The sequence below is a fragment of the Enterococcus sp. DIV0802b genome (assembly GCF_050543535.1).
Lineage (GTDB): Bacteria > Bacillota > Bacilli > Lactobacillales > Enterococcaceae > Enterococcus_D > Enterococcus_D entomosocium.
Genome location: NZ_CP172941.1, coordinates 480,102 through 497,889, shown reverse-complemented (window position 1 = coordinate 497,889; position 17,788 = coordinate 480,102). Strand labels below are relative to the sequence as shown.

The following is a 17,788-nucleotide window of genomic DNA, read 5'->3' as shown; positions in this document are numbered from 1 at the left end:
TATTTTGAGATTTTATGGTAAATGTACGAGCTTAGACAGTCGTATGCTTTTTTTCAGGTAAAAAGACATACGCATCTTTTTGTTTAAACAAATTAAGTTGAAAATAAACCAGCGGTGTAACACCAAATACGAAGAATAAACCCGGTAGTAGGTAGTAGCAACAGCTGATCCCGACCATAAGGACGAAAATTTGACCGGTCAATCCAGGTTTGCCAAGCATTAGAATCAAACTTTTTTTAAGCATGGGTTTCCAAGCTCGTTCGTGTTGAAAAAACCAAAAGAGATTGGCTAAAAAAAGGAGACTAATCACTATCAGAAGTTGGATCAACAAATAAACGGTTGTATCGGCTTCGGTAAAGACATAGTGTCTCATTAGCATCAAGTCAATCGAAAAAAGGGCTGTTAAAGGAAGGATAAAGAGTCCTAATCGATTCATTCTCCAAAAGTTTTTTCGAAAGCTTTTTGCAAAGGACTGAAACAATTTTATCGCATTTGCTTCTTGATATTTTTCATCATTGCAAAGTTCGTAAACCGCATTGGTTGCTGGTAATAGTCCGAAAAGAACTAAGCCGAATAAGGTAAACAGCAGCCAATAGCAATGCAACAGAAATAACAATAAGCCTTTTTTCCCAATGCTCACATGTAAATCGACTAGCTTATTCATGTAATCACCCTTTCATTGCACCAATCATGACTCCTTTATCAAAGTATTTCTGTAGGAAAGGATAGATCACCAAAATCGGTAAGGTCGAAACAATGATGGCGCCATATTTGATCTGATCTGCATATTGTTGTCCGTAGCCATCACCCAAAGCGCCCGCACCACCTGCAGATGCTTGATTTGATAGTAAAATATCTCGCAGAACGATCTGTAAAGGTTGTTTTTCGTAGTCGCGAATAAATACGAGTCCTGTAAAGAAATCGTTCCAATGTTGGACCAAATAGTAAAGACCCACCACAGAAATGACTGCTTTGGATAGCGGTAGTGCTACAGTAACAAAAAATTTTGCATAGGAGCAACCATCTAGAGCGGCTGCTTCATAGAGACTATCCGGAATGCTTGTCTCAAAAAAGCTTCTTGCAATGATCAAATTATAGACATTGACTGCCGAGGGAATAATAAAGACCCACATACTATCGATCAACCCCACATCTCGATAAAGTAAATACGTAGGGATCAAGCCACCATTGAAAAACATCGTAAAGGTAAAGAGAAACATCAAAAGTTTTCGAGGTTTAAATTCCTTTCTTGATAAGGCAAAAGCTGCGGGTAAAGTAAAAATTAAATTGACCGCCGTTCCTCCTAACGTATAAATCAAGGTATTGCGATAGCCCGTCCAGATCCTAGCATCTTGTAAAATTTTTTCAAAACCAAAAAAGCTGATATTCCTAGGAAAGAGCGTGACTAATCCTTTAGAAACCATGTTGGAATCACTAATTGAAGCGATGACGACAAAAAAGAGCGGATAGACGACAATCAAAAAGATACTCAAGCAAAGTATGATGATCGCTAGGTTAAAAAGAAGATCTGATTTAGGTTTGTTTGTTAGTGATAGATTCATATAGCCACCCCTTTACCATAAACTACGGTTCGTGTATTTTTTCGAAAGACCATTTGCTAAAACTAAAAAGAGAAAATTAATGATGTTATTGAATAGCCCGATCGCTGTTGAATAACTAAATTGACTGTTTAAGATCCCAATTTTATACACATACGTAGAAATGACTTCTGAGACGCTCAAATTCAAACTATTTTGCATCAGGAAAATCTTCTCAAAGCCAGCATTTAAAACCCCACCCATATTCATAATCAACAAAATAACCATCGTTGGCACTAATGCTGGTATATCAACATGGAGGATTTTTTGAAAACGATTGGCGCCATCGATATCTGCTGATTCATAGAGTTGCGTATCGATACTCGAAAGTGCCGCTAAGTAAATAATGCTGTTCCAGCCACAGTGCTGCCAAACCTCAGAAATGACATAGACGGGCACGAACGTACTGTCGCTCCCCATTAAGTTGACAGAAGAATCCAAGTTCAAGAGGTTGACTAAAACACCTGTTTCTGGTGAAAGAAAGACTTGCAATATCCCTACCATCACGACCGTAGAAATGAAGTGAGGTAAATAAACCGCAGTTTGCATGACTTTTTTTCTTTTAGGGTTTCTGATTTGATTGATGATCAATGCCAATAAAATGGGAGCAATGAACCCAAAAATCAGCGTTGTCACACTGATCCGCAACGTATTGACTATCACGGTTTGGAACATCGGGCTTTCGAAAAATTGTTGGAAATACTTGAAACCGACAAATTCGCCACCAGTGAGTCCCTTCGTAAAATCGAATTCCCGAAATGCTAGTTGGATACCATACATTGGTATGTAATTAAAAACCAAAATGATCGCTAATGCCGGTAAAACCATCAACCATAGCTGCCATTGTCGACTGAAATGAGAAAGTAACCGATTATTTTTTTTCACGAGAACTGTGTCCATGATCTTCACTCCTTTGATAGATTTAGGTAAATGGCTGGTCTTTGTTATTCAAGCATGAACTTGCGATTGCTTTACTCAACTCTGACCAGCCTCACCACTCACTTAATTCCCGTAATATTGATCAAATCCTTTTTGAACGATCTCGATATTTTGATCTAAGCCGCTATTTTGCAAGGTTGTGACATATTGCTCCCACTCATCTTCAATGCCACCTTTTGTCACCCATTTAGCAAATTTTGTCATTGCTTCATTGAGGATCGTTGTATTGTTGTTTGCTAGTGTTGTGGCATCCTCATTACTAAATTTCAAGAGATTGAATGGTACTACTTGTTCTTCAGGAACGATTTTATCCACGTAAGGATGCAACACTTCATCTTGGACCTCATTCGCTTTCATATCTGCGCCAAGTTCGACATCAAGAGCGTCTGAAATATACATTGGACTATTGTCCGCCCAAGTTGTTGTCCACTTCCATGTCCCTGGATCGACATTTTCATCCGCAGGTGGCAAGACGCGGTAAGTGTCCCCCTCTTTTTCGATGTTAGTGCCCAATGACCCAAACAATGCTTGGATTCCGATTTCTGGATCGTATAGCGCATTGACGAATTTTAAGGCTCCGTCCATATTTTTGGTTTGAGAGGAAACAACGGCAAAGTTTACCCCATAATTAAGCGAGGTTTCATAGCTCCATGTCGGTTCCACTCCAGCTTTTTGAATCAATGGTGCCATTGATGTATATTGATCTGCTAACTGATTACCAAATCGGTCTGAAGCTTCCCAGCCCCAAGTAAAACCGACTTTTGCCGTCTCGCCTTCTCCTCTACCAGTGGACTGATAGGCACTATAATCTTGAGAAAAAGCCTTAGGATTAATCAAGCCAGCTTCCCAGCACTTGTTCAAAAATTCCACTGTTTCTTTGTAACGCTCATCAACAAAGAAGTTGCCTACCTGTCCATTTTCAGCAAAGTAGCCGGTATTTCCTCCTTCTGAAACAACGATACCCGTACTTGCTAAAAGCTGCATTGGTTGGAAATAGCCAAAACCGCCGGTTCCAACTGGACTCCAATCCATTGGAATTTCATCGCTGGCATCCCCATCTCCATTCGCATCGTTTTCTTTGAATGCGACCAACACTTCGAATAGTTCATCCCATGTTTCAGGTACGTCTAACCCAAGATTGTCCAGCCACGTTTGATTGATATATTGACGAGAAGCAGATTTAGGCCAAAAACGCTGGTATTTTGGTAAGCCATAGATCTCTCCATTCAGTTGAGTAGCAAGTGCTTTTGTTTCTGGTTTTTCTTCAAACATCTTTTGAACATTTGGCAGGGCATCTAAGTGATCAGATAAATCGGTGAACAAGCCAGGAAACTTCGCAAATTCCGCATCCGTCACAACATTTGGTCCCAGAATCAAATCGGGAATATCTCCAGAAGCCAACATTGGGGCTTTTTTCTGATCCCAATCAGCGGAAACTTCCTCCCACTTTATGGTCAGCTCAAGTTCTTCTTCTAGTTTGTTCAACCACTCAATATCTTTGTTCTTTTGCGTCAAGCCATGCTTTACCACTAACACATTTAACTGGTTGCTTGACGACTCTCCATCTCCCTCACTTGAAGATCCTCCCCCGCATCCAGAGAGCAATCCGATCAATGCTGCGGAACAAAACACCAAACCTAATTTTTTCATTTTCTCATCCCTTTCACTCTTGTTACACTAAGTATAACGTCGAAAATGAAAACGCTTTTATTAACAATTTTTACTTCTACTCTCTTTTTTTTACTCGCCAACCATTTTTACATGATTCGCTTCATTCATAGTCCATAATGTTGCGGTTAAACTGATATGGAGAGATTCCTACACGTTCTTTAAAAACACGGAAAAAATAATTATAGTTCGCAAATCCGCTTTGCCTTGCGACTTCATTGACACTACAAGACGAGATACTCAACAATAATTTTGCATAATCGATCCGCAACTCAGACAAGTATTTTGAAAAAGACTGTCCCCATTGCTGCTTAAACACCCTACTTAAATAGGAATAATTTAAATCAATCGCTTCGGCGCAGGTCTGCAAGCTGATCGGTTCTTTGAAGTGTTGATGAAGATAAAGAATACATTTTTTTACCGGCTCGTCAACAGGCTTAAAGACTTCTTTTTGGAAATTTTTTACACTTAATGAAATGGCTTCAAAAAAATCTGCTTCGATTCTTAGTAACGTATCGAACTGTTGATAATAATTGATTTGAATCATCGTTTCCATCGGCTGTCTAAAGCTATTACTCATCGCTAAACTGATTTGAAAATCAATTTGTGCAATTAGCTCTAAGGCCAGCGAACGTGCGACCCGTTTTTCTCTTATATACTCAAACAGTTTTTTACTATAATATTCGATGTTTTCTGGTTCGATGTATTTGGTATAAAAATAGATTTTTTTCAGATACAAAGCGATCTCATGCTGTTGAAAGACGTTTTTACTGCATTCTTGGCTTGAAAAATGCAGCAACTCATTCGGACGTGAAAAAAAGAGTAAATCTGAGATTCGTTCATCGCTCTTAAATAGTTCTAATACCTCCGACAGTTGATTGCTTACTGGGGATCGCAGGAGAAAAAGTTCAACATCTAGTAAGCGCTTAGCAGCATGGTAGCACTTGGTTTTGATCGTTTCCAAGTAATCATTGATCGCTTTATAGGATTTGATTTTTGCAAACGAGTAAAGCATAAAAAGCTTCCCATCATCAGTCACGAAAGAGAGCATTTCTATGGTTTCTTTCTTTGTGTCTAAAATCAATTGCTCTAAAACAGCGCTCACTTTTCGTTTATACTTTTCTTTGTCCCAAACATTTTTGCTGATAGAGATAGGTATCATAACAAGTCCTACCATTTTTTCAGTTACAAAATGCGGATACTGTTGCATCAAGAAGCTTGTATTTCCATGAAAAAAGTCTCGTAGAGAGGGTGTCTCGTAAGCAGGCGCAGCCATTGGCTCGTCTGTAAAAAAATTGATTTTTTTCAGCGCTTCCGAAATCACTTCCTCGCTCAATTCATGTTTCAAAAGATAGTCAACGACCCCATATTTCATGCTACCACTCGCATAATTAAAGTCGGCGTAGCCACTCATCACGATCACTTTAGTCGTGCGATCGATCAGTTCCAATTGTTCTAAAAAGGCTAAGCCATTCATAATTGGCATATTCATGTCTAAAAAAATGAGATCTACAGAATAAATCTCCAAATAATTTAACAACTCGTAAGGATTTGCCGTACTGAGTACAATTTCAAATTGAGGGAAATTTTGTAAAATAGTACTTATTTTGTTGCGTGAAATCAACTCATCATCTAAGAGGGCTATTTTCTTCATCGTCTTTTTCTCCAATCATAGGAAGCTCAATAATGACCCGGGTGTAAACCCCTAACTCTGTTTCATATGTGATCCCATAGTCTGGACCATAGTAGAGCTTGATTCGTTTATCGATATTATGGATACCAATTTTCGAATAGTGTTTTCCATTGCTTTTTTCTCGCTCGTTTATCTGTTTTATCGCTTCTTCTGTTAGTCCATTGCCATTATCTTCAACCATTAAACAAAGCTTATCTCCCTTTTTTTCTCCACTTATTTTTATTTGCCCTTTTTCGCTATTCGTTCCAACAAAATTGTGCAAAATGCTATTTTCAACAATGGGTTGCAAAATAAATCGAAGGATACGGCAAGATAAAATCGCTGGATCAAGCGCCCAATGAACATCAAAGCTATCAATATAGGCAACTTTTTGGATGGACACATAGCTTTTGACATGGGCTACTTCTTCAGACAAAGGAATCAAGTCTTGTCCCTTATACATCGTGGCATGCAACAATGATACAAGTGATTTCGAAAGATGGGCAATATTGTTAGCCTGTTGTAATTCAGCCATCCAGGTAATCGAGTTTAGCGTATTGGACAGAAAATGGGGGTTGATTTGAGCTTGTAGAAAGTCGATTTCAATTTCTTTTTTCTCTTTTTCTCTGGCTTTATTTTCTTCCATTAAAGTATTGATATTGGCAACCATCGAATTAAAGACTATACTCATTTGTTTTAATTCGTCATTTCCTTGAATCTCAACAGTGGTCGATAAGTCCTTATTCTTGACCCGCTCCATTGCTTGGTTTAATTGATCGATTCGTTTCGACAGTTTTAATATAATCAGCGTAGCCACAAAAATACTCATGCTGACGATCACGATACACAGGAAAATCATCAGTCGCAAATTCTGTGTCAACGGTCCCAAAAATGGTTTTTTGGGGAGATGGAGATGAAACCACGCTTCGACTTCTTCACTATAGAATGATTTCTCATACAAATTGGCTTGGTCTTCATCAATGGTGCCAACTTCAGCAAGCACCGTTTGCTTTTGATCTAACAAGGCGATCTGCGTCCCAGCTGGGAGGTTTTCTAATTGATCATTAAGAAACTCGCTTGTATGAAGAAATCCCACCAAGTGCCCTAGGACTACTTGCCCGACTTTGATTTCATTTTTGATATAAACAGTCGAATCATCAATTTCTCTTGCATAAGCGGCCTCATTGGTGTAACCAATCAACGTTTCTTCAACAACTGGATCAACTAACCCAAACGACATCAACCGATTTTCTTTGGAATAAATCGCCATTCCCAGCAAATAAGGTTGAAATTGATACAATGGTTCCACGATCTCCTTCAATTCCATGGTCAGTTTGATGCTCTCAAAGGTGTCTCTCGTAATCCGTGGTTGTTCACTGGCCTCTTTCAACGTGTCGTAGCCATCCATAATCAATTTATAATTGATATGATTAAGATCCGTACTGATCGTATGGATATTACGTAAAATAGAGACCTCGATCTCTTTCGCTTGGATCTCCATATTTTTATCAATGATCTTATTCGCGGTATTAGAAAAAAAGAGAATGATCAGTGACGAAGTAACGACATTCGCAATAATGATCGTTACCATAAGTTTCATTTTTATCTTCAATCGCTTCACACTTTCTAACTATCTGTCTTTACTTCATTCTTAAAAAAGCTGTATGTTCCCCTAATATATGTTGTCCTGCTTCTTCTTTGATTTGATGGGTGTAGATTTGACGATAAACTTTAGGACTCATGCCTTTTTTCTGTTTAAAGGTATTGGTAAAGTGCTGCCTACTGTTGAATCCTGCTTGAGCGGCAATTTCGACGATTGGCAGCTGACTATTGCTTAGTAAAAATGCTGCCTGCTTCAGACGCTCACTGGTGAGAAAATGGTTGACCGTCACTCCCAGTTGCTCATGAAAGAGTTTATGCAAGTAGGCTTTCGTAATCCCCACAGCCGCTGCGATTTGGGAGACTTGAATATCTTCATCAAAATGCTGTTGAATATAGTTGACCGCAGCGTTCACATAGCAATTGCCCCGTTTGGTTTCTTTCGTACGTAATGAAAAGGCTAATTCCATCAACATCCGCTTAAACAAGAGCTCGATCGTAAATTGCCGTTCAGCAGACGGTTGCTCTTGAGTATCATCGATCATTAGCAGCTGCAGCAATGACTTGATCGCTTGTCCAAATTGGCGGACATCGCGACTTTTCGCGTAAGGCTCATTCAATTGTACATTTCCTTTGATGTATGCAAAAACATCACGAACACAAAGGCCGGACGGTGTCTCACTCAGAAGAAATTCAATATTCAGTAAGGTGCAGGAATCTCCTTCAACGAGTAAGGCGTGTTCCACAAACGCGTTTATGAAAACGAAATCATTTCTTTCCAGAACAATTACTTGATCTTGCACCTTTATCTTACACTTCCCTTTGGTCACAAACATGATCTCACACGCTGGGTGTTGATGTGGATCCATGGAAAAACGCTCAAGGGCAACACTATAGTATGCTGTAATCTTCGCATAGTTTGTTTCTTGTGGAAACACCATTGATCAACTCCTTTTTCATTCGTTGACGATTTCTTTCTTTTTTATTGCTAGTAGACAAAACTTTCCCTCTCTTTTTTATTGCTTACTATACTATAAGAAAAACGTACTAGGAGGAAATCGATGTCTTTTTTACATTTTGCACAAACACCCCCAATGGGATGGAATTCTTGGGACTGCTATGGCGCTTCTGTGACCGAAGCAGAAGTGATCGCCCATGCCGATTTTATGGCAGAGCATTTGAAAGCTTATGGTTGGGAGTATGTCGTCGTGGATATTCAATGGAGCGAACCAGAAGCAAAGTCTACAAGGTACAATGATTTTTATCCGTTGTGTATGGACGACTATTCTCGCTTGATTCCTGCTGAGAACCGTTTCCCTTCAGCAAAAGATGGCGCTGGTTTCAAAAAACTTGGTGACTATCTGCATCAAAAAGGGCTGAAGTTTGGTATCCATATCATGCGCGGCATTCCACGACAAGCAGTTCATCAAAATACGCCGATCAAAGGAACGGATAAACGGGCACGGGACATTGCTATGAATTCAATCTGCCCTTGGAATTCCGATATGTATGGGGTCGATGTTTCATTGCCTGAAGGACAGCTTTATTATGATTCTTTGCTCGAATTATATGCTTCTTGGGGTGTTGACTTTATAAAGGTGGATGATATCGGCGATTCGAAAATTTACGGTGATGCCCATAAAGCAGAAATCAAAGCGATTCGCCGTGCAATCGATCGATCCGGTCGAGAGATCGTCCTTTCTTTGTCTCCCGGACCCGCTGCCCTCAAAAATGGTAGTTTCTTTCAAAATCATGCCAATATGTGGCGCTTGACGGATGACTTTTGGGATCATTGGGATGCCCTTTACGCCATGTTTGACCGAGCAGCAGAGTGGGCACCTTTCGTCCGTCCAGGTAACTGGCCTGACTGTGATATGTTGCCGTTGGGTCATATCGGCATTCGGGCAGTTGATGGTGGCGGTGGTGACAGCTGGACACGTTTTACGGAAGACGAGCAATACTTATTGATGAGTTTATGGACGATCTTCCAATCTCCATTGATGTTTGGTGGTACTTTACCAGACATCGATCTCTTTACCTTACGTTTATTGACGAATACTGAAGTCTTAGAAATGTATCGAAGAATTTATACGAAAAAAGAGTTCTATCGTGATCAAGAGTGGATCATTTGGGAGGCGTTGAGCGACACAGCAGTCTACTATGCCATTTTCAATGTTTCTGATCAAACGCAAACCATCCCAAAATCGATCACTGATTTATTACCAATTAAAAGCGGCACTGAGTTATGGCAACAAAAAGAACAGACAATTGCCGATGCTGAGGTTCCTACTCATGGTGTCTTGTTACTCAAAAGCCCATTACAATAGTCCTCTCAATGAAAGCAACACAATGTGCCGAACACATTGTGTTGCTTTTCTATTCATATAGTTCTTCCCCTTTCAACAAGGTACCTACCACTCTTACAAACAACTGACCGTAACCATTTCCTGCCTATACTTCATGAATCAAGTAACTCTGTTTTCCCTCTCGTAAAAAGATTGGTAAGGAAACAATTTGTGCCTGTGCGACAATCCATTGTCCACCTTCATAAATAGTTCCATCTCGAGCATCGGTCCATTTTGCTCCTGTTGGCAAATATACCTCACGCTCAGTAGCATGCGCTACAACGATGGGCGCCACTAGAATATCAGAACCATAGAGATACTGTGTTGTCAGTTCCCATACCTGGCGATCCTCTGGAAATTCATAAAAAGTTGGTCGAATGACTGGCGTTCCTTTTTCATGAGCTGCGCGCATCAATTCACGCGAGTAGTCCCGCATCAATTCACGAATTCCAATAAATTTTTTCATAATCTCATAGTTCTTTTCCCCAAACGCCCATATCTCGTTAGCTGCTCCGGTTTGCTCTGTTTCTTCACCATCTGCTTTGAAGATTTTTTTATGGGGAGTACGTGAACCGTGCAATCGCATGACTGGACAAAAAGTCCCGTATTGAAACCAGCGGATCAATAAATCTTGAAAATCTAGACTTGTCACAGAACCACCATGAAATCCGCCGATGTCACTTGTCCACCACGGGATGCCTGCTAACCCCATTTGCATGCCAGCAACGATTTGGTTGCGAAAGTCTTGGTAAGTCGAATGAATATCGCCGGACCAAACCAATGCCCCATATCGTTGGCTGCCCGCCCAAGCACAACGAACCAATTTGATTGAATGTTCTTTTTGTGAGGAAGCTTCTCCCTCATCAAAACCACGAACATACTCACGGGGATAAATATTGCCTTTTTGCAACACACTCCCTACATAATAACGATAGGAATCATAGTCATACGTACCAAATTCTGGTTCAGCCTCATCCAACCAAAACAAGCGAATGCCGTTATTGACATAATTTTTTGATACTTTCTCCCAGACATAGTTTCGAGCTTTAGGATTTGTTGGATCATAAAAGATGTTATTCCCATGAAACAACATCTGTACATCAATGCCGCGATCCGTTTTGACTAATAAGCCTTGTTCTTTCATCTCTTGAAAATTCTCACTACGCGTGTCGATTTGGGGCCAGATCGATACCATTAGCTCGATTCCATATTTATCTCGTACTTCTTCTGCCATCGCCTTGGGGTCTGGAAAGAAATTTTCATCAAAGCGAAAATCACCACAGCGCGGCCAATGATAATAATCGATCACTAGTACATCAACGGGAATGTTCCGCTCTTTGTGTTCCCTAGCGATCGCCACTACTTCCGCTTGTGTCGCATAGCGAAGTTTACATTGCCAAAATCCTAGACCATATTCGGGCATCATAGGTGCCCGTCCTGTCACTTGGCTAAATTGTTCTTCGATTTGAGCTGGTGTCTCTCCAGCAGTGATCCAGTAATCCAATTGCTTCGTACTTTCGGCACGCCATTCGGTCGTATTTTTACCAAAAGAGACCGAACCGATTGCTGGATTGTGCCAAAAAAAGCCGTATCCTTTGTTTGATAAATAAAAGGGGATCGAAGCTTGTGAATTTCGATGCGCTAATTCTAAATTACACCCTTTTAGATCAAAAATATCCTGTTGATATTGCCCCATACCATAGATTTTCTCCTCATGATTTGCTTCGAAAGTAGCTTTTAGTTGAAAATCTCCTCCAATAATCGACTTAAAAAACCGCGCCTTTTTCAAGAGCGCACCGCCAGATGCTACCTCTTTCAAAATCACTTCGCCTTTTTGATTGTAAAAAGTGATCTTGCCATAGTTGTTCCAGCCTGCGTCTTTGGTGACTACTGCGTGGATTTTTCCATTACCGATAGATCCTACATCCCCCTCAATCGCAACCTCGGCCTTAGAATCTTGTGTTAATAATGCACAACAGGATAAATCTAGTTCACCAGACGGTGCACTCACCACCCGCAAACTGTTCGTGCCCCAAGCAATAATGCGCACGACTTCATTTCCATTTTGAAATTCGAGGTAATTCTCACCTATTGAAAAAAACGACATTTTTGAACCCTCCTTTTTTTCAGTATAGCTGGATTACAGAGGGCTATCCTTCGATTTTATGGCGTGTTCTATCGTAATCATGTCATTTTTCCGATATTGTGTAGGGGTCTCACCAAACATCTTTTTGAAGCACACAGAAAAATGATTACTATTACAAAAACCGACAGCTTGAGCGATCGCCACCATGGTCAAATCAGTCTCTCGCAACAATTCTGCCGATCGGATCAAGCGATAATGATTTAGATAAGCCATTGGGGAAGTTCGAAATGATTGTTTAAAAAATCGTGTAAATTGCTCTTTACTTAAGGAAACAGAATCGGCTAAATCTTGCAATTGGATCATTTCATGATAATTAGTATGAATATAAGATAAAACCACTTTTTCCCGTTTTTCTTGGAGGCGCTCGCTTGATTTTTTTGCTGGCTGGTCGGTCCCAACTTCTAATAGATATGACAAGAGTTGGATAACGATCCCTTTCAGACGTAATTCACGATAGGACGATTTCCCCAGAAAGCATTGATCAAATAGTTGAAACAAGGTGAGACTTTGTTGACTTTTATCTGGAAAATCCACATAAGAAGTAACACATTCTTGTATCAAAAAAGGATCGATTTGTTGGCTTTGAATTCTATCTGATTGCCGACTCGTAATTAATTTTTCAGAAAAAACGATACATGAAAAACGGCAGCTTTGTTGTGCGATTCGATAGGCAGTGTGTAAAGTATTGGGAGGAATCAGTACGATCGTATTTGCCTTAATCTTGCGTGAGACTCCATTAACGACTAATTCTAGCTGTCCTTGATGGACACATAAAATTTCGATTTCTTTATGCCAATGTGGCACAAAAAAGAATTCTCGCCAAACACTCACTAAATTAGGATAATATGCTAATGGGAAATCTTCCGTGCCATGATTCGCAGCTTCATAATAAGTAAGCGCTGCGGGTTGATTTATTTTCATTGAATCACTCGCTCACTTTCCACTTTATTAACATTGTTTTTCGTTTAATCATAGCGTATCTACAACGATTATGTAAGCGTAATCAAAAAAATGTTTTATCTGTTGATCCTTCTGACCAATTGAAACAAACAGGACAGCTACTTGACGAGCTGTCCTGTTTGTTCCCACATTCCTGCAGGACAGTTTTTCTTAGCTAAGTTTGCGCGAAACCGATAAAAGCAGCCGCATTTTGTACAGGTATGATTCAATCGCAGTGGACAGGTCTCACAAACAGCGATTCTCCTACTGACGATCTCCGGCGAAGCCAAGTCGCTTTCTAAAGAAAGTTGTTCTGCAATCAAGGATTCAATGTCTTCCTGTGCTGCTGCCGCAGCATCTTTCACTTCGCATCCTTTACAAGTCATGGGATCAGACTGTCAATGAGATCGTTAGAACACTCATTGCTGGCACCCGCAAGCTGACTTTGTTCTCTTCAACATTGTAAGCGGTGAAGTCTTGGATCACCACATCTTCAGGATGATCAAAATCATTGTGTGCGTTCATTTTGTTTCCCACGATATAACGAGCTTCTTTCACTTCATTGATCGCTGTTTCAAGGGAGAAGGATAATTCTTCCGTGCCTTGGGTAGCAAAATTACAAACCGATAGATGGATCGTATCTTCTTTTCTCGAAATCGTATACGTAATGGTATCGCTGCTGGTTCCATGGCTATCAATGGTTTCAGCATCTTGATGGACTTTGTACAAATCAAAGACATGATAGCTTGGGGTTTTCACCATTTGTTCGCCATCTGTCAAAATCATCGCCTGCAGGACGTTGACGGTTTGTGCGATATTTGCCATATGCACTCGCTTGGCATGTTTATGGAAAATATTCAAGGTGATCGCTGCGACCATGGCATCACGGATCGTATTTTGTTGGTATAAGAAGCCTGGATTCGTACCAGGTTCTGCTGAGAACCAAGTGCCCCATTCATCAACAATGATTCCCACACGCTGTTCTGGGTCATACTGGTCCATAATCGCGCTGTGGCGGGTCAATAATTCATCCATGTAGGCTGCTTTTTCACAGGTCACTTGCCACTCTGCCTCATCAAATTCCAAGGCGCTACCTTTTTCTTCCCAGCCTTGCGGATGAACGTAGTAGTGCAAGCTTAGGCCGTCCATCAACCAATGGGCGTTTTTCATCAGCGTTTCTGTCCAATGATAGTCTGCGACATTCGCTCCGCCGGCGACTTTGTAGATTTTTTTGTCGCCGTATTGGCGGACATAGGTTTGATAACGGCGATACAGATCCGCATAATACTCTGGCCGCATATTGCCGCCGCAGCCCCAGTTTTCGTTTCCTACGCCAAAAAATTTCATTTCCCACGCTTCTTCATGGCCATTTTCTCTGCGAAGATCAGCCATCGGAGAAATGCCATCCATCGTGATGTATTCCACCCATTCCGACATTTCTTGTACCGTTCCGCTGCCGACATTGCCGTTGACATACGCATCACATTCCAGTTGCTTGATCAATTCAAAAAATTCATGGGTCCCGAAATGATTGTTTTCAGTCACGCCGCCCCAGTGGGTGTTGACCATCGTTTTGCGGTTTTCTTTAGGACCAATCCCGTCTTTCCAATGGTATTCATCGGCGAAGCAGCCGCCTGGCCAACGTAGCACAGGGATTTGAATGTTTTTCAGTGCTTCAACCACATCAATCCGCATCCCATTTTTATTTGGGATCGGCGAATCTTCTCCAACGTATAATCCTTCATAGATACAACGGCCTAGATGCTCTGCAAAATGACCGTAGATATATTTACTGATCGTTGTTCCTGATTTTGTGTTTTGAATGTTAATCGTCATTGTTATACTCCTATTCTTTGATTCCCCAAATGGATTCATTATTATCGCCAATCGTTGAAAACGTTAATTTTTGCTGCTCAAATTCTGTTATTTCCTGACTTAATAAGATACCTTTGAAGGTCGCTTCTTCAAAAGTCAATGCCAAGTATCCCGCATCGTACGTCCAAGTTCCGGTCAAGTCACCAGTAATGCTTCCATCTTTTTGAAGCTCGATTGTCTGCGTTTTTAGCATGGTCGTTCCATTATCGGTACCATGGTTAATGATTTCATAGCGTCCGATAATGTCATCTTCTGACAAAGCATCTGCTACTTGTTCATTGCCTCGATACTCGTAGGGTGCTGGAACTGGCCAGCCCTCCTCATTCATATACATTCTGTTGACCCGTACTTCATGGGCTTCGGTTCCATTGTTAAAGCGCGTATGGTACACCAAGGACCACTGACCATTCTCATCGATGATCGCCGAATTGTGTCCCGCTGCTCGATACCCCATTTGTTGAAACGAGAATTGGTAGTTGCCAATCAATTTGATGCCGTAGTTTGAATTTTGGTCCCCTTGTTCGAAGATTGGGCTATTTCCTTGGGCATCAAGGTAAGGTCCTTCTGGTTTTTCAGCGCGAAATAGTCGCATATTGTAACCACCTTTTGCTGCTAAACCACCATAAGTGACGAATAGGTAATAATAATCGGTTTCCTCATCATAAACAATATAGGGACCTTCTCCTGATTGATGATAGCCGCCAAAAAGCTTGATCCCGAAATAGCGATCAATGATACGCCCATCTTCCGTCGTGCTATCTTCCCCAGGATACATTGGTTTTCCAGTGGCTGGATCAACTTCTAATAAAAAGATACCGCCAGACCAAGAACCATAGGTCATCCATAGTTTCCCTTCTTCATCATAAAACAACGCTGGATCAATGGCGTTTGGCGCATAATCGGTGTTATACGTCAGACCATCTTCGATCGCCCAGTTTTCACTGAACCCACTGATTTTCCCCTCTTTGATCAATTTCGCCAAATGGGTATTTTGATAGTTAGTATTGCGTTCACTACCATCTGTCGAATCTTTTTCTGTAAAGCCAGAATAGATCACGGTATCCGCATAGCTATAGGGTCCTTCGATTGTTTTAGCTACGGCCAATCCAATCGCTGAACGCCGCCACGTAGAACTAGCTGAGTAGTAGAGCATATAGGCTCCTTTGTCTCCATTTGACCATTCATAATCAGCATTCCAAATGACATCTGGTGCCCAAAGGCTGTAACCACCTTTTGAATCGGCATCATCGTAGCCTGCCCATTCAAAAGTCTCAGCTAGATTTTCTTTTGTGTTACCATAGATCATATTGTCTTCCATTGATTCATATTCGTGAGTGAAAGGTACTTCCCAAGTTTGTAAATCTTCTGTTTTCGCTTGGGCGAGATGCGAACCAAATACGTAAAACAGCTCTTGGTCACCAACATGAATAGAAGTAATCGATGGGTCATGAATCGACACTCGATTTTTTGTCGTTGTTTCCCACTCCTTTTGTGAAAGTTGCTCAGCAGCATCTCCTGTTTGACAGCCAGCAAGAAATAAACTAGTAAAAAAAACGGACATGGTTAAACAGAGCATTTTTCTTTTTGTATTCATTTTTTCCCTCTCTTTTATCTATCCTTTGACTACACCGGGTTCGCCAAAATCAGGCAATCCATTTTTCTTCCAAGTAAACGGTTGGACGTACGCATGTCGATTGGGATTTTCTAAAGGATTACTGTAATCATTTTTTTCTGGTCTTGCATGATACACTAAGATATCTTGTTTCCCCTCCTCATCGACTGTAAAGGAGTTATGTCCTGGTCCGTATAGGGAATTTTGTTCAGAACTTGAAAAGACTGGTTCCTTCAACTTATGCCAAGAATACCCATTCAATAGATCACTATCCTCATCTGCCCACAACAGTCCCATCGCGTAGTTTTCATCCGTCGCACTGGCTGAATAAGTAATGATCACTTTTCCATTTCTAATCAAAGCAGCTGGAGCTTCGTTCACTTTGAAGCCGATTTTTTCCCATTCATAATAAGGAATGCTCAGCAGAATCTGCTTTCCTTTCAATGTCCAAGGATTTTCCATCTCTGATAAATAAAGATTGGAATTGCCTGGAATGTTTGGATCTGCTTGTGCCCAGACATAATACAATCGGTTCCTGTGTTCAAATACCGTAGCATCTAAACTGAAACTCTCAAATTGCGTCTCGATCTGTCCTTTTTCTACCCACTCGCCTGCAAAGGGATCTTCATTCGCATTTTCGATCGCAAACATCCGATGATGATGCTGATCATTTCTGACTTCTCCATGATCTGCAGCAGCAAAATAGATGTACCATTTTCCTTGAATAAAATGAATCTCTGGTGCCCAGATCAGCTCACTCATGGGGCCTTCGGCATGAGCCGTCCAGATGACTTTCACTTCACTGTCAGCCAGACCTTTCAAGGTTTTCGCACGCCTTAATTCGATTTCCTGATACCCTGGTTTTGATCCAGTGAAGTAATAATATCCATCGGTATGCTTGTATATCCATGGGTCTGCACGTTCTAATACAATCGGTTCCAAATAATTTTCTGCCATAAATTCTACACCTTCTTAAAAAATTCCATTTTCCGTTTTTAGTATTTTTATTGCTTTGTTTTTAGACATATACATCGTCGTAGCTAGTAAATAGAGGACGACACCGATCACATCATAGATGATCAAATGGATGATGACACAGGCGATCATCCAACGTATCGTTCCTTTGTTTATTTGTTTGTCTCGCATATTCTTCGCGTTGATCCAACTGATAACGCCCATCAAAATCGTCGCTAACGCAACGATCATAACTACCTTCGATATCATTCCTACCAGACTTGACTGCAAGTATTCATACTGATTTTGATTTTGAAATGCTGCGATCCCTTGTTCTTCAAACCAAGGATAATACCCAAACATCGTTACGAGACCAATACAGACATCCCAGACCGCACTGGCACGTAGTAAATTTCTTTCCAATTTTCGATTCATGATCTT

15 protein-coding genes are annotated in these 17,788 nt (G+C 40.8%); 1 reads left to right on the top strand and 14 read right to left on the bottom strand.

The annotated features are described in order from the left end of the window. Positions 1-31: 31 nt before the first annotated feature. The 7 genes from IGJ12_RS02345 to IGJ12_RS02315 form a co-directional block, all read right to left on the bottom strand. On the bottom strand, positions 32-664 hold the full coding sequence (locus IGJ12_RS02345; protein ID WP_086299056.1) for a DUF624 domain-containing protein: 633 nt from the start codon (positions 662-664) through the stop codon (positions 32-34). 4 nt (positions 665-668) lie between these two features. Then, positions 669-1,562 (bottom strand): carbohydrate ABC transporter permease, encoded by an 894-nt coding sequence (locus IGJ12_RS02340; protein WP_016609627.1) that lies wholly within the window; start codon positions 1,560-1,562, stop codon positions 669-671. Between the two features lie 12 nt (positions 1,563-1,574). Beyond that, positions 1,575-2,498: an ABC transporter permease gene (locus tag IGJ12_RS02335; RefSeq protein WP_016609626.1), complete on the bottom strand. Its 924-nt coding sequence runs from the start codon at positions 2,496-2,498 to the stop codon at positions 1,575-1,577. A gap of 102 nt (positions 2,499-2,600) precedes the next feature. Next, positions 2,601-4,187 carry an extracellular solute-binding protein gene (locus IGJ12_RS02330; RefSeq protein WP_086299055.1) on the bottom strand — a complete coding sequence of 529 codons (1,587 nt, stop codon included), beginning with the start codon at positions 4,185-4,187 and terminating at the stop codon, positions 2,601-2,603. Positions 4,188-4,308: 121 nt separating this feature from the next. Further along, a complete protein-coding gene (locus tag IGJ12_RS02325) occupies positions 4,309-5,859 on the bottom strand; it encodes a response regulator transcription factor (protein WP_086299054.1) in 1,551 nt (516 codons plus the stop codon). After that, positions 5,834-7,477: a sensor histidine kinase gene (locus IGJ12_RS02320; protein ID WP_086294500.1), complete on the bottom strand. Its 1,644-nt coding sequence runs from the start codon at positions 7,475-7,477 to the stop codon at positions 5,834-5,836. The genes IGJ12_RS02325 and IGJ12_RS02320 overlap by 26 nt, the downstream gene beginning before the upstream one ends. A 40-nt stretch (positions 7,478-7,517) precedes the next feature. Continuing rightward, a complete protein-coding gene (locus IGJ12_RS02315; RefSeq protein WP_060792630.1) occupies positions 7,518-8,417 on the bottom strand; it encodes a helix-turn-helix domain-containing protein in 900 nt (299 codons plus the stop codon). A gap of 120 nt (positions 8,418-8,537) precedes the next feature. Between IGJ12_RS02315 and IGJ12_RS02310 the strand changes: the two genes are divergently transcribed. Beyond that, entirely contained in the window at positions 8,538-9,803 is a 1,266-nt protein-coding gene (locus IGJ12_RS02310; RefSeq protein ID WP_430619299.1) for an alpha-galactosidase, read from the top strand. A gap of 124 nt (positions 9,804-9,927) precedes the next feature. Here IGJ12_RS02310 and IGJ12_RS02305 read toward each other — a convergent pair whose 3' ends face one another. From IGJ12_RS02305 to IGJ12_RS02275, 7 genes are all read right to left on the bottom strand, one after another. Then, complete coding sequence (locus IGJ12_RS02305; RefSeq protein WP_430619298.1) at positions 9,928-11,928, bottom strand: glycoside hydrolase family 31 protein; 2,001 nt, start codon at positions 11,926-11,928, stop codon at positions 9,928-9,930. 33 nt (positions 11,929-11,961) lie between these two features. Continuing rightward, positions 11,962-12,888 (bottom strand): helix-turn-helix domain-containing protein, encoded by a 927-nt coding sequence (locus IGJ12_RS02300; protein WP_430619297.1) that lies wholly within the window; start codon positions 12,886-12,888, stop codon positions 11,962-11,964. A 137-nt stretch (positions 12,889-13,025) separates the two neighbouring features. Continuing rightward, entirely contained in the window at positions 13,026-13,292 is a 267-nt protein-coding gene (locus IGJ12_RS02295) for a DUF6171 family protein (RefSeq protein ID WP_005227303.1), read from the bottom strand. A gap of 4 nt (positions 13,293-13,296) precedes the next feature. Continuing rightward, positions 13,297-14,742 (bottom strand): alpha-N-arabinofuranosidase, encoded by a 1,446-nt coding sequence (locus IGJ12_RS02290; protein WP_430619296.1) that lies wholly within the window; start codon positions 14,740-14,742, stop codon positions 13,297-13,299. A gap of 10 nt (positions 14,743-14,752) precedes the next feature. Next, positions 14,753-16,375, bottom strand: coding sequence for a glycoside hydrolase family 43 protein (locus tag IGJ12_RS02285; RefSeq protein WP_430619295.1), 1,623 nt, complete (start codon positions 16,373-16,375; stop codon positions 14,753-14,755). 18 nt (positions 16,376-16,393) lie between these two features. After that, the gene (locus tag IGJ12_RS02280; RefSeq protein ID WP_086299048.1) at positions 16,394-17,350 is read right to left on the bottom strand and encodes a glycoside hydrolase family 43 protein; all 957 of its coding nucleotides are present in this window, start codon (positions 17,348-17,350) and stop codon (positions 16,394-16,396) included. A gap of 15 nt (positions 17,351-17,365) precedes the next feature. After that, on the bottom strand, positions 17,366-17,782 hold the full coding sequence (locus IGJ12_RS02275; RefSeq protein WP_008376104.1) for a hypothetical protein: 417 nt from the start codon (positions 17,780-17,782) through the stop codon (positions 17,366-17,368). Positions 17,783-17,788: the final 6 nt, after the last annotated feature.